13 protein-coding genes are annotated in these 19,356 nt (G+C 69.8%); 7 read left to right on the top strand and 6 right to left on the bottom strand.

What is annotated here, in order from left to right; genetic code table 11:
- Positions 1–150 precede the first annotated feature (150 nt).
- Positions 151–3,300 carry an isoleucine--tRNA ligase gene (ileS, locus tag EF387_RS18530; RefSeq protein ID WP_128377686.1) on the bottom strand — a complete coding sequence of 1,050 codons (3,150 nt, stop codon included), beginning with the start codon at positions 3,298–3,300 and terminating at the stop codon, positions 151–153.
- A gap of 615 nt (positions 3,301–3,915) precedes the next feature.
- Here ileS and EF387_RS18540 point away from each other — a divergent pair.
- From EF387_RS18540 to EF387_RS18560, 5 genes are all read left to right on the top strand, one after another.
- Complete coding sequence (locus EF387_RS18540; protein ID WP_128377688.1) at positions 3,916–5,535, top strand: TraR/DksA family transcriptional regulator; 1,620 nt, start codon at positions 3,916–3,918, stop codon at positions 5,533–5,535.
- Positions 5,536–5,703: 168 nt separating this feature from the next.
- Positions 5,704–6,309 carry a signal peptidase II gene (lspA, locus tag EF387_RS18545; protein ID WP_128377689.1) on the top strand — a complete coding sequence of 202 codons (606 nt, stop codon included), beginning with the start codon at positions 5,704–5,706 and terminating at the stop codon, positions 6,307–6,309.
- A 94-nt stretch (positions 6,310–6,403) separates the two neighbouring features.
- Positions 6,404–7,348: an RluA family pseudouridine synthase gene (locus EF387_RS18550; RefSeq protein WP_128377690.1), complete on the top strand. Its 945-nt coding sequence runs from the start codon at positions 6,404–6,406 to the stop codon at positions 7,346–7,348.
- The gene (locus EF387_RS18555) at positions 7,345–7,836 is read left to right on the top strand and encodes a GNAT family N-acetyltransferase (protein WP_128377691.1); all 492 of its coding nucleotides are present in this window, start codon (positions 7,345–7,347) and stop codon (positions 7,834–7,836) included. The genes EF387_RS18550 and EF387_RS18555 overlap by 4 nt, the downstream gene beginning before the upstream one ends.
- A gap of 51 nt (positions 7,837–7,887) precedes the next feature.
- Entirely contained in the window at positions 7,888–8,628 is a 741-nt protein-coding gene (locus EF387_RS18560) for an SDR family NAD(P)-dependent oxidoreductase (RefSeq protein WP_128377692.1), read from the top strand.
- Positions 8,629–8,748: 120 nt separating this feature from the next.
- Here the strand turns inward: EF387_RS18560 and EF387_RS18565 are convergent, their stop codons facing one another.
- A complete protein-coding gene (locus EF387_RS18565) occupies positions 8,749–9,900 on the bottom strand; it encodes a mechanosensitive ion channel family protein (RefSeq protein WP_128377693.1) in 1,152 nt (383 codons plus the stop codon).
- 84 nt (positions 9,901–9,984) lie between these two features.
- Here EF387_RS18565 and EF387_RS18570 point away from each other — a divergent pair, with 84 nt between their 5' ends.
- Positions 9,985–10,554, top strand: a complete 570-nt coding sequence (locus EF387_RS18570; RefSeq protein WP_128377694.1) for a dienelactone hydrolase family protein — start codon at positions 9,985–9,987, stop codon at positions 10,552–10,554.
- A gap of 32 nt (positions 10,555–10,586) precedes the next feature.
- Here the strand turns inward: EF387_RS18570 and EF387_RS18575 are convergent, their stop codons facing one another.
- The 4 genes from EF387_RS18575 to EF387_RS18590 form a co-directional block, all read right to left on the bottom strand.
- Positions 10,587–12,281, bottom strand: coding sequence for an alkaline phosphatase D family protein (locus EF387_RS18575; RefSeq protein WP_420802594.1), 1,695 nt, complete (start codon positions 12,279–12,281; stop codon positions 10,587–10,589).
- A 124-nt stretch (positions 12,282–12,405) separates the two neighbouring features.
- Positions 12,406–13,215 (bottom strand): thioredoxin domain-containing protein, encoded by an 810-nt coding sequence (locus EF387_RS18580; RefSeq protein ID WP_128377695.1) that lies wholly within the window; start codon positions 13,213–13,215, stop codon positions 12,406–12,408.
- A gap of 74 nt (positions 13,216–13,289) precedes the next feature.
- Complete coding sequence (locus EF387_RS18585) at positions 13,290–13,976, bottom strand: hypothetical protein (RefSeq protein ID WP_128377696.1); 687 nt, start codon at positions 13,974–13,976, stop codon at positions 13,290–13,292.
- Between the two features lie 125 nt (positions 13,977–14,101).
- On the bottom strand, positions 14,102–15,499 hold the full coding sequence (locus EF387_RS18590) for a DUF2252 domain-containing protein (protein ID WP_128377697.1): 1,398 nt from the start codon (positions 15,497–15,499) through the stop codon (positions 14,102–14,104).
- Positions 15,500–15,778: 279 nt separating this feature from the next.
- On the opposite strand from EF387_RS18590, the gene dnaE reads away from it, so the two are divergent.
- Positions 15,779–19,318 (top strand): DNA polymerase III subunit alpha, encoded by a 3,540-nt coding sequence (gene dnaE / locus EF387_RS18595; RefSeq protein WP_128377698.1) that lies wholly within the window; start codon positions 15,779–15,781, stop codon positions 19,316–19,318.
- The last annotated feature ends 38 nt before the right edge of the window (positions 19,319–19,356 follow it).

A 19,356-nucleotide genomic window follows, 5' to 3' on the forward strand; every position in this document is an offset into this window, starting at 1 on the left:
GCCCTTTTGTTCGTGTTGTCCGGTATGGGGGTGCAGTTGTGGGGGTGATGTGGCGAAGGACACATTCTGGTGCGGGCACGGGTGAGGGCCCGGTCCGTCGGAAGGACCGGGCCCTCTTGGGTCGGTTGCGGTCTGCGGCCTCGCCGGGCGCTACGCCTTCCGCAGGCGGAAGGTCAGCGCCAGGCCCTCATCGGTGAACGTCTCGCCGTAGCTGTCGTCCGCCTCGCCTTCGGCGAAGTCCGTGGAGAGCACCTCGTCGGAGATGAGCGGAGCGTGCTCGGACAGGGCCGCGGACACGGCGGGGTCGCTGGAGGACCAGCGCAGGGCGATCCGGTCGGCGACGTCCAGGCCGCTGTTCTTGCGGGCTTCCTGGATCAGGCGGATCGCGTCACGGGCGAGGCCCGCCCTGCGCAGCTCCTCCGTGATCTCCAGGTCCAGGGCGACCGTCGCACCGGAGTCGGACGCCACCGACCAGCCCTCGCGCGGGGTCTCCGTGATGATGACCTCGTCCGGGGCGAGGGCGACCGTCTCGCCGTCGACCTCGACCGAGGCCGTGCCCTCGCGCAGGGCCAGCGACAGGGCGGCCGCGTCCGCGCCCGCGATGGCCTTGGCGACGTCCTGGACGCGCTTGCCGAACCGCTTGCCCAGCGCACGGAAGTTCGCCTTGGCGGTGGTGTCCACCAGCGAGCCGCCCACCTCACTCAGGGAGGCGAGGGAACTGACGTTCAGCTCTTCGGTGATCTGGGTGTGCAGTTCGGGGTCGAGCGACTCGAAGCCTGCGGCGGCGACCAGCGCGCGCGACAGCGGCTGACGGGTCTTGACACCGGACTCCGCGCGCGTGGCGCGGCCCAGTTCCACCAGGCGGCGCACCAGCACCATCTGCTTCGACAGCTCGGGGTCGATGGCGGACAGGTCCGCCTCCGGCCAGGAGGACAGGTGCACGGACTCCGGTGCGCCCGGGGCGACCGGCACGACCAGGTCCTGCCAGACCCGCTCGGTGATGAACGGGGTCAGCGGCGCCATCAGCTTGGTGACCGTCTCGACGACCTCGTGCAGGGTGCGCAGTGCCGCCTTGTCGCCCTGCCAGAAGCGGCGGCGCGAACGGCGTACGTACCAGTTGGACAGGTCGTCGACGAACGCCGACAGGAGCTTGCCGGCGCGCTGGGTGTCGTACGCCTCCAGGGCCTCGGTCACCTGGTCGGTGAGCGCGTGCAGTTCGGACAGCAGCCAGCGGTCGAGGACGGGGCGGTCGGCCGGGGCAGGGTCCGCCTCGGACGGCGCCCAGTTCGACGTGCGGGCGTACAGGGCCTGGAAGGCGACCGTGTTCCAGTACGTCAGCAGCGTCTTGCGGACGACCTCCTGGATGGTGCCGTGGCCCACGCGGCGGGCCGCCCAGGGGGAGCCGCCGGCCGCCATGAACCAGCGCACCGCGTCCGCGCCGTGCTGGTCCATGAGCGGGATCGGTTCGAGTGTGTTGCCCAGGTGCTTGGACATCTTGCGGCCGTCCTCGGCCAGGATGTGGCCGAGGCAGACGACGTTCTCGTACGACGACTTGTCGAAGACCAGCGTGCCGACCGCCATCAGCGTGTAGAACCAGCCACGGGTCTGGTCGATGGCCTCCGAGATGAACTGCGCCGGGTAGCGGGACTCGAAGACGTCCTTGTTCTTGTACGGGTAGCCCCAATGTGCGAACGGCATCGAACCCGAGTCGTACCAGGCGTCGATGACCTCCGGCACGCGTGTGGCCGTCTTCCCGCAGCCGTCCTGGGGGCAGGCGAAGGTGACCTCGTCGATGTACGGGCGGTGCGGGTCGAGGCCCGACTGGTCGGTGCCGGACAGCTCGGTGAGCTCCGCGCGGGAGCCGACGACGGTGAGGTGGTCGTCCTCGCAGCGCCAGATCGGCAGCGGGGTGCCCCAGTAGCGGTTGCGGGACAGCGCCCAGTCGATGTTGTTGTTCAGCCAGTCCCCGTACCGGCCGTTCTTGACCGACTCCGGGTACCAGTTGGTCTTCTCGTTCTCCTGGAGGAGACGGTCCTTGATCGCCGTGGTGCGGATGTACCAGGACGGCTGCGCGTAGTACAGCAGCGCCGTGTGGCAGCGCCAGCAGTGCGGGTAGCTGTGCTCGTACGCGATGTGCTTGAACAGCAGGCCGCGGTCCGCTAGGTCCTCGGTGAGCTTTTCGTCGGCCTTCTTGAAGAAGACGCCGCTTACGAGCGGGACGTCCTCCTCGAACGTGCCGTCGGGGCGCACCGGGTTGACGACGGGCAGGCCGTAGGCGCGGCAGACCTTGAGGTCGTCCTCACCGAAGGCGGGGGACTGGTGGACCAGACCCGTGCCGTCCTCCGTGGTGACGTACTCGGCGTTCACCACGTAGTGGGTCTCGACATCGCCCGGGAACTCCACGAGTTCGAACGGACGTTGATAGGTCCAGCGCTCCATTTCGGCGCCGGTGAAGGTCTGGCCGGTGGTCTCCCAGCCCTCGCCGAGCGCCTTTTCGACGAGCGGCTCGGCGACGACCAGCTTCTCCTCGCCGTCGGTGGCGACGACGTACGTCACCTCGGGGTGGGCGGCGACCGCGGTGTTGGAGACCAGCGTCCACGGGGTCGTCGTCCACACCAGGAGCGCGGCCTCGCCCGCGAGCGGACCGGAGGTGAGCGGGAAACGGACGTACACCGAGGGGTCGACGACCGTCTCGTAGCCCTGCGCCAGCTCGTGGTCGGACAGGCCGGTGCCGCAGCGCGGACACCAGGGGGCGACACGGTGGTCCTGGACCAGCAGGCCCTTGTTGAAGATCTCCTTGAGCGACCACCAGACGGACTCCACGTACTCGGGATCCATCGTGCGGTAGGCGTCGTCCAGATCGACCCAGTAGCCCATGCGGGTCGTCAGCGCGGAGAAGGCGTCGGTGTGGCGGGTCACGGACTCGCGGCACTTGGCGTTGAACTCAGCGATGCCGTACGCCTCGATGTCCTGCTTGCCGCTGAAGCCCAGTTCCTTCTCGACCGCCAGCTCCACCGGCAGGCCGTGGCAGTCCCAGCCGGCCTTGCGGGCCACGTGGTAGCCACGCATGGTGCGGAAGCGCGGGAAGACGTCCTTGAAAACGCGGGCCTCGATGTGGTGGGCCCCCGGCATGCCGTTGGCCGTGGGCGGACCCTCGTAGAACACCCACTCCGGGCGGCCCTCGGACTGCTCCAGGGTCTTGGCGAAGATCTTCTGCTCGCGCCAGAAGTCGAGCACGGCGTGCTCGAGCGCGGGCAGGTCGACCTGAGCGGGCACCTGGCGGTACGTCGGCGTTGTCATCAGCGAGCTTCCTCCGGCGGACTTGCTGCCTTCCGTCCGGAGGGACGAGAGCCTGTTGCTGTCCACGCCGTGTGCGGCGCGCTCCCGCGGTACCACCCTCCTTGGCCCTCCGGTGCGCCCTGTGCTCCGGTGAGCCCTCTCATTGGGGTCGCGATGCCGGGTCTACTGACCGTTGCGGTGTCGCTCCGGTGTTCTTCCGGCGGCTCCGGGGTGATCTTCACGTCGCGCTCGCCCCCGGGCTTCCACCGCCCCCGGGTCGCTCTTGGCCGCGTACGCCGCTACTCGTCCCCATCCACGCTTTTCGCTCCGACCAGTGTACGGCGCCGGGCCCATGGCGGCCGACCGGTTTTCGCGGACCGCCCGCGCGGGGGTGCGCGGGCCCCGCTGGTGCTGTCCGGAGTGACCCGAATGGGCAGGCGCCGATGTTCGTATTCTGGGACGTCCGGCTTGTCGGAATACCTGCCGAAGAGCTGGGCACAACGCATGCAGACCTGGTCCCCGGCGCCCGCGGGGCGGGCGGAACGGTGACTCGCCCCGTTGCCGCGGGCCCCAAGTCGATTTATCGTCCCAGCACGATTTGCATACAAGATCACAATATGCGAAGGGGCCGCGGCCATGGTGGGTAAGAAGACCGCCGTACAGCGCTCGGCGTCCGGGAGACCTACGGATGCCGCGGCCAAGGACGCGAGCGGCAAGAAGAGCACGCGGGCGCCCCTGGGCCGCGGTACCAAGTCCGTGAAGAGGCTGCATGCGGCTGCCTCCGCGGCGAAGACGGGTGCGGGCGCCGCCGGCAAGTCGGCGGCGGCGAAGAAGAGGGCGGTTTCCGGGAAGACCGCGGGGGAGACGGCCGGCACTGGGAAGAAGGCTGCCGCGAGGGTTGCTGGTGGGGCTGGAGAGCCTGGTGAAGCCACTGGTACGCGGGCGCCTGCTTCCGCGGCGACCGCCGGGGGAACCGCTGCTGAGAAGGCGGCGACGGTTCCGAAGGCGGGCGCCTCGAAGAAGGGCGCGGTCCGTGCAGCGACTGCCGGCCCGGGCGCCTCGAAGGCGGCCGTTGCGGAGACTGCCGAGACTGCCGAGACTGCCGAGAGGGGCGCGGCGAAGGGCGCTGCGGGCGGTGTGAAGGTCGCTGCCGGCGGTGCGCAGGGCGCCGCGGGCGGTGTGAGGGGCGGCGCCGCCGGTGGGACGGCTGCCGAGGAAAGCGCTGCGACCAAGACGGGTCGGAAGAAGGCAGGCACGAGAAAGACCGCTTCCGGGGAGGCGGGCGCTCAGAGAGCGGGCGCCGGGAAGACGGGCGCCCGGAAGGCGCGCGCCGGGCAACCGGGCGCTGAGGAGACGGCCGCAAGGAAGACGGCGACCAAGGACAGGGCAGGCAAGAAGGCCGCTGCCAAGGAGGCGGCCGGGGGTAAGGCTGCTGCCAAGGAGGTGGCCGGGGACAAGGCCGCTGCCAAGGAGGCGGGCAGGGGTAAGGCCGGCACCAAGGGAGCGGGCGAGGACAAGGTCGTCGGCAGGGGAGCGGGCGGTGAGCGAGCCGCTGCTGGGAAGGGCCCCCCTGGGAAGCGTGGGGCGATGAGGAGTGGCGCGGCGAAGGGCGGCAACACGGAGAAGGCCGCTACGGCTACGGGTACGCCCCAGCGTGCCGCCGCGGCGAGGGGCACCACTGAGCGGGCCGCTGGGGCGGGCGGCGCCAAGAAGAGCACTTCCACGAAGAGTGCGGCCAAGAAGAGCCCGGCCGCGAAGACGACGGGAGCTACGACGGTGGTTGCTAAGAAGACTCCTGGCACGGCCACGGCGGAGAGCGAACCCACCGCCGTCCCCAAGGCACGGTTCAGCGCGGTGGAGCCCGGTGAACTCGCGGTGCGTCCCGGCGAGGACCCCTGGTCGGAGGAGGAGGTCGCCGAGGCCCGGGCGGAACTGCAGTCGGAGTCCGTGCGGCTGAGTACCGAGATCACGTCGTCAGAGCAGGCGCTCGCGGGTCTCATGCGGGACTCCGGGGACGGCGCGGGAGATGACCAGGCCGACACCGGCACGAAGAACATCACGCGCGAGCACGAGATGGCGCTCGCCGCCAACGCGCGCGAGATGCTCATCCAGACCGATCGCGCCCTGGAGCGCCTGGACGCCGGCACCTACGGGCTCTGCGAGAACTGCGGCAACCCCATCGGCAAGGCCCGGATGCAGGCCTTCCCGCGGGCGACCCTGTGTGTGGAGTGCAAGCAGAAGCAGGAACGCCGCTAGACGGACCTGAGTACGGACAGGAGCGGACAGGAGCGGACGGGAGGCGGACAAGAGCGGACGGGAGCGGACGGTAACGGGAGCGTGACGACAGGGCCCGGGAGGCGCGTGGTCCCGCGCGGCGGTGCCGTAACCTCGTCCTCAGTCAGGCACCTAGGTTGAGGGATTCACGTGGCAGAGGCGGAGCGCATCATCGGTACGCCGGACATCCCGGAGGGGGCAGAGGCCGAGCCGGAGCACGACGAGGGCGCGGCGGCCGGGCACGTGGCCGAGGAGCCGGCACGGCCGAAGGGCAAGCGCCGGATCGCGGTGCTCTTCGCCGTGGCCGCCTTCGCCTACCTTCTCGACCTGGGCAGCAAGATGCTGGTGGTCGCGAAGCTGGAGCACCACGCCCCCATCAACGTCATCGGTGACTGGCTGCGGTTCGAGGCGATCCGAAACGCGGGCGCCGCCTTCGGGATCGGCGAGGCGTTCACGGTGATCTTCACGGTGATCGCCGCGGCTGTGATCGTGGTGATCGTCCGGCTCGCCCGCAAGCTGTACAGCCTCCCCTGGGCGATCGCCCTCGGTCTGCTGCTCGGCGGCGCGCTGGGCAACCTCACCGACCGGATCTTCCGCTCGCCGGGCGTCTTCGAGGGCGCGGTGGTGGACTTCATCGCGCCCAAGGGCTTCGCGGTCTTCAACCTGGCCGACTCGGCGATCGTGTGCGGCGGCATTCTGATCGTGCTGCTGTCGTTCCGCGGGCTGGACCCCGACGGCACCGTCCACAAGGGCTGAGCCCGCCGAAGATCCGTCCCGCGGGCGGCAGATGGGCCGGGGCCGCCGAGGCTCGCGTACGGGGCTGTCGGACCCGTCCGGCATACTCGACCGAGTGAGCACGCTTCCCGAGATCCGCACCCTGCCCGTACCCGACGGCCTGGAGGGCGAGCGCGTCGACGCCGCCATCTCCCGGATGTTCGGGTTCTCCCGTACGAAAGCCGCCGAGCTGGCCGCGGCGGGCAAGGTGCTGGTGGACGGCGCGGCGGTGGGCAAGTCGGAGCGGGTGCGCGGCGGCGCCTGGCTCGAGGTGGAGATGCCGCAGGCGCCCGCGCCCGTACAGATCGTCGCCGAGCCCGTCGAGGGCATGGAGATCGTGCACGACGACGATGACGTGGTCGTCATAGTGAAGCCGGTCGGTGTGGCCGCGCATCCCAGCCCCGGCTGGACCGGGCCGACCGTGATCGGCGGGCTCGCCGCCGCCGGGTACCGCATCTCGACGTCGGGCGCCGCCGAGCGCCAGGGCATCGTGCACCGCCTGGACGTGGGCACATCGGGCCTGATGGTGGTGGCCAAGTCGGAGTACGCGTACACGTTCCTCAAGCGCCAGTTCAAGGAGCGCACGGTCGACAAGCGCTACCACACCCTGGTTCAGGGCCACCCGGACCCGACGAGCGGCACGATCGACGCCCCCATCGGCCGGCACCCGAACCACGACTACAAGTGGGCGGTCACGGCCGACGGCAAGCCCTCGGTCACGCACTACGACCTGGTGGAGGCGTTCCGCGCGGCCTCGCTGCTCGACATCAAGCTGGAGACGGGGCGCACCCATCAGATCCGCGTTCACATGGCGGCCCACCGCCACCCGTGCGTGGGCGACCTGACGTACGGCGCGGACCCGACGCTCGCGAAGCGGCTCGGCCTGACCCGTCAGTGGCTGCACGCCGTACGCCTCGGCTTCGAGCACCCCGCCGACGGCCGGTGGGTGGAGTTCGGGAGCGACTACCCCGAGGACCTCCAGAAGGCACTGGACCGGGTGCGCGAGGAGACCTACGCGTGAGCCGTGAGCCAGGCCCGAACAGGGGCCCGTCGTACGAGGTACGCGTCGCCGAGGACCCCGCCGACCGCGAGGCGTGCTTCGCGGTGCGCAAGGAGGTCTTCGTCGTCGAGCAGCACGTCCCCGAGGACATCGAGTACGACGCCTACGACCCCGGTGCGCTGCACGTGCTGGCGATCCGTGCCGACGGCGTGCCGCTCGGCACCGGCCGGCTGCTGTACGGCGCGGAGGCGGCCGCCAAGACCGGCGGCGACCTCACGGTGGGTTCCCTGGGGCGGCTGGCGGTGGCCCGGGAGGCGCGCGGGCTGGGTGTCGGCGTCGCGCTGGTGGGCGCCATCGAGGAGGCGGCACGCGCGCGTGGGCTCGCCGCCGTCGACCTGCACGCGCAGACACACGCGCTCGGCTTCTACGAACGGCTGGGGTACGTGACGTACGGGCCGGAGTTCCCCGACGCCGGGATACCGCACCGGGCCATGCGCAAGGACCTCTGACCCCGCCCGTTCTGACGGGCCCCCACGGGCCGTGGTCCGTAGGATCGGTTCATGACGCGCAACGTGGTGATCAGCGGTGGTGGCACGGGCATCGGGCTGGCCACGGCGCGGTCCTTCGCGGCCCACGGTGACCAGGTGCTGCTGCTCGGGCGGCGTGCCGAGGTGTTGCGGGACGCGGAGGTGCCGGGCGCGCTGACGTACGCCGCCGACCTCAGCGAGCCCGGCGCGGTGCGGGGCGTCGCCGAGTTCGTCGGAAGGGAACTGGGCGCGGTCGACGTGCTGGTCCACAGTGCGGGCGGGGCGGGGCATCTGGAGCCCGGGGCAGGCACCGACGATCCGATCGAGGCGGCTGCGTACGACTGGAGCCTCAACTTCCGGCTCAACACGCTGACCGCCGTGCTGCTCACCGAGGCGCTGCGGGACCGGCTCGCCACCCCGGGCGGGCGGTTGCTGTTCCTCAGTTCGATCGCCGCCTACCGGGGGTCGGGGGTGGTGTCCTACGCCGCGGCCAAGGCGGCCCTGCATCCGTATGCCTTCGCCCTGGCACGGGAGTTGGGGCCGCGGGGGATCACCGTGAACGTCGTGGCGCCCGGTTATGTGCAGGACACGGAGTTCTTCGGCGACCACATGGACGAAGCGCGGCGCGAGCGGTTGATCGCGGAGACCTCCACCGGGCGGGCCGGTACCCCCGCGGATGTCGCCGCCACCCTGCACTGGCTCGCCTCCCCGGGGGCGGCGCACATCACGGCCCAGGTGATCCAGGTCAACGGTGGCGCGGAGCGGGGCCATTGAGCCGGTGACGAGGCGCCTGCTCGCGCTGCGCCACGGCCGATCGCGTGCGCTGTGGCCGGTGGCGTCCGCTCCGCGGCCGATGCGTGTGCGCTGTGCGATGCGCGTGCTCCGCGGCCGGCGTCACCTCCGCTCCGTACCCGGTGCCTGATGGGCGCGGTGGGTGCGGGGCCTCGGGACCTCGCCGTCCGGGGACGCGGTGGGCCGGTGGCCGTCCGGGCGGTGGCCGTTGCCGTGGACGGGCGGCAGTACCGCTTCCGCGGTGTTCACCCGGGGCAGGGAGTGGGGGTGCTCGTTCGCGAGCCAGGCCATGAGCTGCTCGCGGACGGTGACGCGCACGGTCCAGATGTCGTCCGGGTCCTTCGCCGTGACCAGGGCACGGACCTGCATGGTGTTGGGTGTGGAGTCGGTGACCGACAGGTCCCAGGCCCGGCCGTCCCAGGCGGGACACCGGCGCAGGATGTCGCGGAGCTTCTCGCGCATCTCCGGGATCGGTGTGCTGTGGTCGACGTGCAGGAAGACCGTGCCGGTCATCTGCGCGCCGCCGCGCGACCAGTTCTCGAAGGGCTTGCTGGTGAAGTACGACACCGGCATCGTGATCCGCCGCTCGTCCCAGGTCCGCACGGTGAGGTGGGTCAGCGTGATCTCGTCGATGGTCCCCCACTCGCCGTCCACCACCACGACGTCACCGAGCCGCACCGTGTCGCCGAAGGCGATCTGCAGCCCCGCGAAGAGGTTGCTCAGCGTGGACTGGGCGGCGACACCGGCGATCGCGGCGATGATGCCTGCCGAGGCCAGCAGCGAGGCACCGGCGGCCCGCATCGCGGGGAAGGTGAGCAGCATCGCCGCGACCGCGACCACCCCGATGATGGCGGCGACCACCCGCATGATGAGCGTCACCTGCGTGCGCACCCGGCGGACCCGGGCCGGATCGCGGTGGGCGTGTGCGTAGCGGGTGAACGAGGTCTCGACGATCGCCGCCGCGACCCGTATCGCCAGCCACGCGGCCGAGCCGATCAGCACCAGGGTCAGCGCTCTTCCCACGCCGACCCTGTAGCCGTCCAAGATGTTCGCCTGGTCGTAGGAGCCTCTGAGCAGGGCGGCGCACAGCACGAGTTGGAAGGGGATGCGGGCACGGCGCAGCAGACCCCACAGCGGGGTCTCGCGGTGCCGTTCGTCGGCCTTCCGCATCAGGCGGTCGACCGCCCACCCCACAACCAGCGTGAGGACGACCGAACCACCGATGACGATCAGCGGACGCAGTACGTTCTCCATGCCTTCGACGGTAACCAGTCCCGGCCCGCTCCGAACATACGGGTTGGAACGGGCACTGTCGGTGACGGCTGGCACGATGGCCTCATGAACATCATGCTGTTCCATTCGACGTACGGGCTCCGGCCCGCGGTGCGCGCGGCGGCGGACCGGCTGCGCGGGGCGGGCCACGAGGTGTGGACGCCCGACCTGTACGAGGGGCGCACCTTCGGGACCGTCGAGGAGGGCATGGCCTTCAAGGACGAGATCGGCAAGGAGGAGCTGCTCAAGCGTGCCGTCCTGGCCGCCGCGCCGTACTCCGAGCGCGGTCTCGTCTACGCGGGGTTCTCGCTGGGCGCGTCCGTCGCCCAGACCCTCGCGCTCGGCGACCACAAGGCGCGCGGGCTGCTGCTCCTGCACGGCACGTCCGACATCGCGGCGAGCGCGTCGGTGGACGAACTGCCGGTCCAGCTGCATGTGGCGGAGCCGGACGTGTTCGAGACGGAGGACTGGCTGAGCGCCTGGTACCTGCAGATGCGCCGGGCCGGAGCGGACGTGGAGATCCACCGCTATCGCGGGGCGGGGCACCTCTACACCGACCCGGACCTCCCCGACTATGACGAGGAGGCCGCCGAGGCCACCTGGCGGGTGGCGCTCGGCTTCCTCGACACTCTGTAGTCCGCGCTCCGCGGCCCGCTCGCGGGAGGGTGTCAGCGCACCGGCGCGTTCACCCGCTCCACCTTCTGCGTTCCGGTCCGCGTCCGGTACGAACGCGCCCAGGTCGAGGTCGCCGTGGGGCTCGTGCGGCTGGACAGGACGTAGTAGTCCATCTGCGCGCGCTCCGCGGTGAGGTCCAGGACGCCGTAGCCGTGGCGGTCGGTGTCGACCCAGTGGACGTGCCGGTTGGCGGCCCGGATCAGCGGGGCGGCCACGGCGGAGACGGTGCCCTCGGGGACCTTGAGGATGTCGTCGAGGTTGTCGGAGGTGACCGAGGTGACCACGAACTCCGTGGCGGCCGACGCGGACAGCGGGTAGGTGCCGGCGTCCAGCGGCACGTCGTTGGCCCACGCCATGTGGATGTCCCCGGTGAGGAAGACGGTGTTGCGGATGGCGTTGTCGCGCAGGTGGGCGAGGAGTTCGCGGCGGTCGTCGGTGTAGCCGTCCCACTGGTCGGTGTTGAGGGCGAGGCCCTCCTGCGGCAGTCCCAGCAGCTTGGCGAGCGGCCTGAGCAGGTCCGCGGAGAGCGAACCGATGGCGAACGGCGCGATCATCACCGAGTTGCCGACCAGCCGCCAGGTGGCGCCGGAGGACTTCAGCCCGGCCTTCAGCCAGTCGAGCTGGGCGCGGCCGGTGAGCGTACGGCTGGGGTCGTCGACCGAGCCGCTGCCGGTGCTCACCTGCTGGGAGCGGAAGGTGCGCAGGTCGAGCAGGGAGAGGTCGGCGAGCTTGCCGAAGCGCAGCCTGCGGTAGGTGGTGCCCTCGACGGCGGGGCGGACCGGCATCCACTCGAAGTAGGCCTGCCTGGCGGCGGACTGACGCGCCGACCAGGTGCCCTCGGCGCCCTCGGTGTGGTTCTCGGCGCCGCCGGACCAGGCGTCGTTGGCGATCTCGTGGTCGTCCCAGATGGCGATGGCGGGGGCGGCCCGGTGCAGGGCCTGCAGGTCCGGGTCGGTCTTGTAACGGCCGTGCCGGGCGCGGTAGTCGGCGAGGGTGACTGTTTCGTGCGTGGGGACGTGCGGGCGGACGACGGTACCGCGCGTTCCGTACTCACCGGTCGGGTACTCGTAGATGTAGTCGCCGAGGTGCAGCCAGGCGTCCAGGTCGCCGCGTGCGGCCAGGTGCCGGTAGGCGCTGAAGTAGCCGGCCTCCCAGTTGGAGCAGGAGACCACGCCGAAGCGCAGGCCCGTGACTGCGGCGTCGGCGGCCGGGGCGGTGCGGGTGCGGGCGACGGGTGAGTCGGCGCCCTCGCAGGAGAAGCGGAACCAGTAGTCGGTGGCCGGCTTCAGGCCCCGGATGTCCGCCTTGACGGTGTGGTCGGTGGTGGCCGACGCCTTGGTGGAGCCCTTGGCCACCACGTCGGTGAACGCCTTGTCGGTGGCGACGGTCCAGCTGACCTCGGTGTCCGGGCCGAGCCCGGAGCCCGGAACCGCGTCGGCGGTGGGTGTCACCCGGGTCCACAGCAGGATGCCGTCGGGCAGCGGGTCACCGGAGGCCACACCGTGCTGGAAGGCGGGGACCTCGGCGGCGCGGGCGGGTACGGCGGTGGCGAGGGGCGCGAGGGCCGCGGTCGCGGCGGCGGCCTTGACGACCGTGCGGCGGCGGGGTGCGAGCAGCTCCCCGGAGCGCGAAGAGCCGTTGGGCTCGGCCGAGTTGGGGTTATCGGATGATCTGTATCCACTGGTCACGAGCGATCAGATTACTGATCAGTACGATCGAAGAGCGGGCGAACTCGTAAAGTTCGCCCGCTCTTCTCCTCCCAGTACTCCGGCTCGTACTCCGGCTCGTGCCCCGGCTCGTTTTCCGGCGCCGTCAGGCCTTGAGCGCCTTGTCCAGCGCCGCGTTGAACTCCGCCACGGTCATCGGCGGGTTGTCCCCGGTGCCGGTGAGCGTCTTGCCGTCCATCTTCAGGGTCGGGGTCCCCTGCACGCCGCTGTCGTCGAACTTGGCGGACATCTCCAGCGCCCACTTGTCGTAGGTGCCGTTCTTCACCGCGGTCTCGAACTCCTTGTTGTTCTTCAGCGCGGGCACGGTGTCGGCGACCTCGATCAGATACGCGTCGTCCTTGAACTTGTCCTCGCTCTCCTCCGGGTGGTACTTCACCGAGTAGAGCGCGGTCTTGTACTCGAGGAAAGCGTCGGTGCTCACGTTCAGCGCGGCGCCCATGGCGCTCAGCGCGTTCTTGGAGCCCTCGCCGTTGGTGTTCCGGTCGATGAACGAGGCGCCTATGTACTGGACCTTGAACTTGCCCTCCTCGACGTCCTTGTCCACGGTCGAGCCGACGGTCTGCTCGAACTGCGCGCAGACCGGGCAGCGCGGGTCCTCGTAAAGCTCCAGCGTCTTCTTGGCGCCCGCCTTGCCGATGACGACGGTCGTGCCGTTCTCGCCGCTGGTGTTGGCCGGCTTGACCAGCTTGTCGTTCTTGGCCTCCTCCCAGTAGCCGGGCTTGTTGGCCTGGACGACGGCGTAGCCGACACCGCCGGCCGCGGCGAGCACGCCGACGATGGAGCAGGCGACGATGATCTGCCGCTTGGCCTTGGCCTTCTTGGCCTGGCGCTCGCGCTCCTGACGCAGCCGCTCACGGGCCGCCGTCTTCGCCGCCTGGCTGTTCCTCTTGCTCATGATCGTTCTTCTCCGTGGATGATGACACGCACGCGTAGTGCGCGAAGGACGTGGACGGATGGTGGATGTGCTGCTCAGGCGAATACGGCCGAGCAGGGCGGTCCACGCCGTCCCACGGAGTGCACGAAGAGGCGGCCGCGGGTGGTGCGCGCGCGGCACACGGGGCGCGGCAGCCGGCGAACGGGCGTCAGCCGCACCGTCACCACGGCGACCGCGACCAGCAGCGGGCGGAAGGTCGAGACGGCCACCGCGGCCAGCACCTGGGCCAGCGCCCGCTCGCCGCGCCGCAGCCAGCCCGCCGCGATCAGGCCCACGCCGACGTGCGCGGCGAGCAGCAGCCAGGCGGCGGAGGCGTCCGCGTGCGCCAGGAGCGTGGCGGCCCGGTCCGGGCTGCCGCCGGCCATCCGGGCCAGCGGGGTGCCCGTGCTGCCGCCGGCGCACAGCACATCCAGGCCGACCGAGCGCAGCGGGCCCGCGACGGGGCCGCCCGCCCTGCCGTAGCAGGAGTACTGGCCCGTGGTGAACACCGTGTCGGCGGCCAGCTCCAGCGGGATCAGCACCGCGGCGATCCGCCCGAAGCCGCGCTCGCGGCCCGCGAGCGCGAACGCGACGACGAAGACGGCGGCGCCGACCGCGGCCACCGTGCCCAAGGGCAGGGGTACCCGGGACAGCAGCACGTGCGACGCGGTGGAGAGCGTCATCACGAGCGCCGTGAAGAGAGCCGCGCGGAGGGCTCTGAACTGGGTCCCGGATATGTCCATGGCGGTGGAGAGTGTCGCACGTGCTCCCGTAAACGCCCCTTAAAGGGTTGCTGTGCGTCACGGGAGCGTTGTACGACGGGGTCGAAGGGCTTCCTCTGCGGGGTGTCGAAGGCTTTCGTTACGGGTTACAGGCCGGGGATCCGGCCGTTGCGGAACAGGTCCACGAAGATCTGGTGATCGGCACGCGCGCGTGCGCCGTAGTCGTGCGCGAAGTCCACCAGGAGCTCACCGAAGCCGTCCTCGTCGGCCGCGATCGCCGCGTCGATGGCCCGCTCCGTGGAGAACGGGACCAGCTCCGAGTGGCCGCTGTCGTCGTCCGCGGCGGCGTGCATCGTCGCCGTCGCCCGGCCCAGGTCCGCGACGACCGCGGCGATCTCCTCGGGATCGGAGATGTCGCCCCAGTCCAGGTCCACGGCGTACGGCGAGATCTCGGCGACCAGCTGTCCCGCGCCGTCCAGCTCCGTCCAGCCCAGCCAGGGGTCGGCGTGCGCCTGCAGCGCGCGCTGGGAGATCACCGTGCGGTGGCCCTCGTGCTGGAAGTACTCCCGGATCGCCGGATCGGTGATGTGCCGGGAGACGGCCGGGGTCTGGGCCTGCTTGATGTAGATCACCACATCGTTCTCCAGGGCGTCGCTGTGGCCCTCGAGGAGGATGTTGTACGACGGCAGACCGGCGGAGCCGATGCCGATGCCGCGACGGCCGACGACGTCCTTCACCCGGTAGGAGTCCGGGCGGGCCAGCGATGTCTCCGGCAGCGTCTCCAGATAGCCGTCGAAGGCCGCCAGCACCTTGTAGCGGGTTGCCGCGTCCAGCTCGATGGAGCCGCCGCCCGGGGCGAAGCGGCGCTCGAAGTCACGGATCTCGGTCATCGAGTCCAGCAGCCCGAAACGGGTCAGCGAGCGGGCGTCGCGCAGAGCGTCCAGCAGCGGGCCCTCAGCCGTGTCCAGGGTGAACGGCGGCACCTCGTCGCTCTTGGCGCCCGTGGCGAGCGCGTGGATGCGCTCGCGGTACGCCGCCGCGTAGACCTGGACCAGCTCGGTGATCTGCCGGTCGCTGAGCGCCTTCGCGTACCCGATCAGCGCCACCGACGCGGCCAGCCGCTTGAGGTCCCAGGTGAAGGGGCCGACGTAGGCCTCGTCGAAGTCGTTGACGTTGAAGATCAGGCGGCCGTTGGCGTCCATGTACGTGCCGAAGTTCTCGGCGTGCAGATCGCCGTGGATCCACACGCGCGAGGTGCGCTCGTCCAGGTAGGGGCCACGGCTCACCGTCCCGCCGCCGCGCACGGCGTTCTCGGGGTTCACGCCGGTCTCGGGGTTCACGCCGTTCACGCCGTTCTCGGCGTCGAGGTCGTGGTAGAAGAGGCACGCCGTACCCCGGTAGAAGGCGAAGGCCGAGGCCGCCATCTTCCGGAACTTCACACGGAAGGCAGCCGGGTCGGCGGCCAGGAGCTCGCCGAAGGCGGTGTCGAAGACGGCGAGGATCTGCTCGCCGCGTTGCTCGGCGCTGAGCTGCGGGACCGACATCGCTGGGTGCCTCCTGGTGCTTCGTGTGGGACGGCGTTTTCCGTCAGTTTCATCCGTCGGATCCAACGGACGACGGTGCACGGGAGTGCCCGCGAACCCTCGCATGAAGGTACGGGGGAGAGGCCCCTTAGTGTCAGTGTCGAGGCATAGACTTCGACGCTGTCCGCCAGACTGTCCGCAGCCGGTAGCGGACTCGTCGATGCCTGCCCGCCCGTCACCCGACCACCGCCCCTCAACGAGGCGCTTCGCGCCGCACCTGTTCCACTGGAGGCCGAAACCGTGTCAAAGCCGCCGTTCACGCACCTGCACGTCCACACCCAGTACTCGCTGCTGGACGGTGCCGCGCGGCTGAAGGACATGTTCAACGCCTGCAACGAGATGGGCATGACGCACATCGCCATGTCCGACCACGGCAACCTGCACGGGGCGTACGACTTCTTCCACTCCGCGCAGAAGGCGGGGATCACTCCGATCATCGGGATCGAGGCCTACGTGGCCCCCGAGTCCCGGCGCAACAAGCGCAAGATCCAGTGGGGCCAGCCGCACCAGAAGCGGGACGACGTCTCGGGTTCCGGTGGGTACACCCACAAGACGATCTGGGCGGCGAACAGCACGGGTCTGCACAACCTCTTCCGGCTGTCCTCCGACGCCTACGCCGAGGGCTGGCTGCAGAAGTGGCCCCGGATGGACAAGGAGACCATCTCCCAGTGGTCCGAGGGGCTCATCGCCTCCACCGGCTGCCCCTCCGGAGAGCTCCAGACCCGGCTGCGTCTCGGCCAGTACGACGAGGCCCTGAAGTCGGCCGCCGAGTACCAGGACATCTTCGGCAAGGACCGCTACTTCCTGGAGTTGATGGACCACGGTATCGAGATCGAGCGCCGCGTCCGGGACGGGCTCCTCGACATCGGCAGGAAGCTCGGCATCCCGCCGCTCGTGACCAACGACTCGCACTACACCTACGCGCACGAGGCGTCCGCGCACGACGCGCTGCTGTGCATCCAGACCGGCAAGAACCTCTCCGACCCGGACCGCTTCAAGTTCGACGGCACGGGCTACTACCTGAAGTCGACCGACGAGATGTACGCGATCGACTCCTCGGACGCCTGGCAGGAGGGCTGCCGCAACACGCTCCTGGTCGCCGAGCAGGTCGACACCACCGGGATGTTCGAAAAGCGCGACCTCATGCCGAAGTTCGACATCCCGGAGGGCTACACCGAGGTCACCTGGTTCAAGGAGGAAGTCCGGCGCGGCATGGAGCGCCGGTTCCCGGGAGGGATCCCCGAGGACCGCCAGAAGCAGGTCGAGTACGAGATGGACGTCATCATCCAGATGGGGTTCCCGGGCTACTTCCTAGTCGTCGCCGACTTCATCATGTGGGCCAAGAACAACGGCATCGCGGTCGGCCCCGGCCGTGGCTCCGCGGCCGGCTCGATCGTCGCCTACGCCCTCGGCATCACCGACCTCGACCCGATCCCGCACGGCCTGATCTTCGAGCGGTTCCTCAACCCCGAGCGCGTCTCCATGCCCGACGTCGACATCGACTTCGACGAGCGTCGGCGCGTCGAGGTCATCAGGTACGTGACGGAGAAGTACGGCGCAGACAAGGTCGCCATGATCGGCACCTACGGCACCATCAAGGCCAAGAACGCGATCAAGGACTCCGCGCGCGTGCTGGGCTACCCGTACGCGATGGGCGACCGCATCACCAAGGCGATGCCCGCCGACGTCCTCGGCAAGGGCATCAACCTCGACGGCATCACCAACCCCGAGCACCCCCGCTACTCGGAGGCCGGCGAGGTCCGGTCGATGTACGAGAACGAACCGGACGTCAAGAAGGTCATCGACACCGCCAAGGGCGTCGAGGGACTGGTCCGGCAGATGGGTGTGCACGCGGCCGGCGTGATCATGTCCAGCGAGACCATCACCGAGCACGTCCCCGTCTGGGTGAGGCACACCGACGGCGTCACCATCACCCAGTGGGACTACCCGAGCTGCGAGTCGCTCGGCCTGCTGAAGATGGACTTCCTGGGTCTGCGCAACCTGACGATCATGGACGACGCCGTGAAGATGGTGAAGTCCAACAAGGGGATCGACATCGATCTCCTGAGTCTCCCGCTCGACGACCCCACGACCTTCGAACTGCTCCAGCGCGGCGACACCCTCGGCGTCTTCCAGTTCGACGGCGGCCCCATGCGTTCGCTGCTGCGGCTGATGAAGCCCGACAACTTCGAGGACATCTCCGCCGTCTCCGCGCTCTACCGTCCCGGCCCCATGGGCATGGACTCGCACACCAACTACGCGCTGCGCAAGAACGGCCTGCAGGAGATCACCCCCATCCACAAGGAGCTCGAAGAGCCCCTGAAGGAGGTCCTGGACGTCACCTACGGCCTGATCGTCTATCAGGAGCAGGTGCAGAAGGCCGCCCAGATCATCGCCGGGTACTCGCTCGGCGAGGCCGACATCCTCCGCCGTGTGATGGGCAAGAAGAAGCCCGACGAACTGGCGAAGAACTTCACCATCTTCCAGGCCGGTGCCCAGAAGAACGGCTACAGCGACGAGGCGATCCAGGCCCTGTGGGACGTACTGGTCCCCTTCGCCGGCTACGCCTTCAACAAGGCGCACTCGGCCGCGTACGGACTGGTCTCCTACTGGACCGCGTACCTGAAGGCGAACCATCCCGCCGAGTACATGGCCGCCCTGCTCACCTCCGTCAAGGACGACAAGGACAAGTCGGCGGTCTACCTCAACGAATGCCGCCGCATGGGCATCAAGGTGCTGCCGCCGGACGTCAACGAGTCGATGTCCAACTTCGCCGCGCAGGGCGACGACGTGATCCTCTTCGGGCTCTCCGCGGTCCGCAACGTCGGTACCAACGTGGTCGAGTCGATCATCCGCTGCCGCAAGGCCAAGGGGAAGTACAGCTCCTTCCCCGACTACCTGGACAAGGTCGAGGCGGTCGTCTGCAACAAGCGCACCACCGAATCACTGATCAAGGCCGGCGCGTTCGACACGATGGGGCACACCCGCAAGGGCCTCACTGCGCAGTACGAGCCGATGATCGACAACGTGGTCGCGGTCAAACGCAAAGAGGCCGAGGGCCAGTTCGACCTCTTCGGCGGCATGGGCGATGACAGCGCCGACGAGCCCGGGTTCGGCCTCGACGTCACCTTCTCCGAGGACGAGTGGGACAAGACCTATCTGCTCGCCCAGGAACGGGAGATGCTCGGCCTGTACGTCTCCGATCATCCGCTCTTCGGCCTGGAACACGTGCTGTCGGACAAGGCGGACGCGGCCATCGCCCAGCTCACCGGGGGCGACTTCTCCGACGGCGCGGTCGTCACCATCGGCGGCATCATCTCCGGCCTCCAACGCAAGATGACCAAGCAGGGCAACGCCTGGGCCATCGCCACGGTGGAGGACCTCGCCGGCTCCATCGAGTGCATGTTCTTCCCCGCGACCTACCAGCTGGTGTCCACCCAACTCGTCGAGGACGCCGTGGTGTTCGTCAAGGGACGCCTCGACAAACGCGAGGACATTCCCCGCCTCGTCGCCATGGAACTGATGGTCCCCGACCTGTCCAACGCGGGCACCAACGCGCCCGTGGTCCTCACCATCCCGGCGGTCAAGGTCACCCCGCCCATGGTCAGCCGGCTCGGCGAGATCCTCAGCCACCACAAGGGCGACAGCGAGGTGCGCATCAAACTCCAGGGCCCCCGCAAGACCACCGTGCTGCGGCTCGACCGGCACCGGGTGAAGCCCGATCCCGCGCTCTTCGGCGACCTGAAGGTGCTGCTCGGCCCGTCCTGCCTGGCGGGCTGACGCCGGACGGCCAGAGGACGACATGAGCGAGGGGCGCG

Source organism: Streptomyces cavernae, assembly GCF_004023625.1.
In the GTDB taxonomy this organism is placed as follows: Bacteria; Actinomycetota; Actinomycetes; order Streptomycetales; family Streptomycetaceae; genus Streptomyces; species Streptomyces cavernae.

Excerpts from the sequence above, each read along its gene's own strand:
- ileS (WP_128377686.1), bottom strand. The coding sequence starts at position 3,300 with ATGACAACGCCGACGTACCGCCAGGTGCCCGCTCAGGTCGACCTGCCC.
- EF387_RS18540 (WP_128377688.1), top strand. The coding sequence starts at position 3,916 with ATGGTGGGTAAGAAGACCGCCGTACAGCGCTCGGCGTCCGGGAGACCT.
- EF387_RS18560 (WP_128377692.1), top strand. The coding sequence starts at position 7,888 with ATGACGCGCAACGTGGTGATCAGCGGTGGTGGCACGGGCATCGGGCTG.
- EF387_RS18565 (WP_128377693.1), bottom strand. The coding sequence starts at position 9,900 with ATGGAGAACGTACTGCGTCCGCTGATCGTCATCGGTGGTTCGGTCGTC.
- EF387_RS18570 (WP_128377694.1), top strand. The coding sequence starts at position 9,985 with ATGAACATCATGCTGTTCCATTCGACGTACGGGCTCCGGCCCGCGGTG.
- EF387_RS18580 (WP_128377695.1), bottom strand. The coding sequence starts at position 13,215 with ATGAGCAAGAGGAACAGCCAGGCGGCGAAGACGGCGGCCCGTGAGCGG.
- EF387_RS18585 (WP_128377696.1), bottom strand. The coding sequence starts at position 13,976 with ATGGACATATCCGGGACCCAGTTCAGAGCCCTCCGCGCGGCTCTCTTC.
- EF387_RS18590 (WP_128377697.1), bottom strand. The coding sequence starts at position 15,499 with ATGTCGGTCCCGCAGCTCAGCGCCGAGCAACGCGGCGAGCAGATCCTC.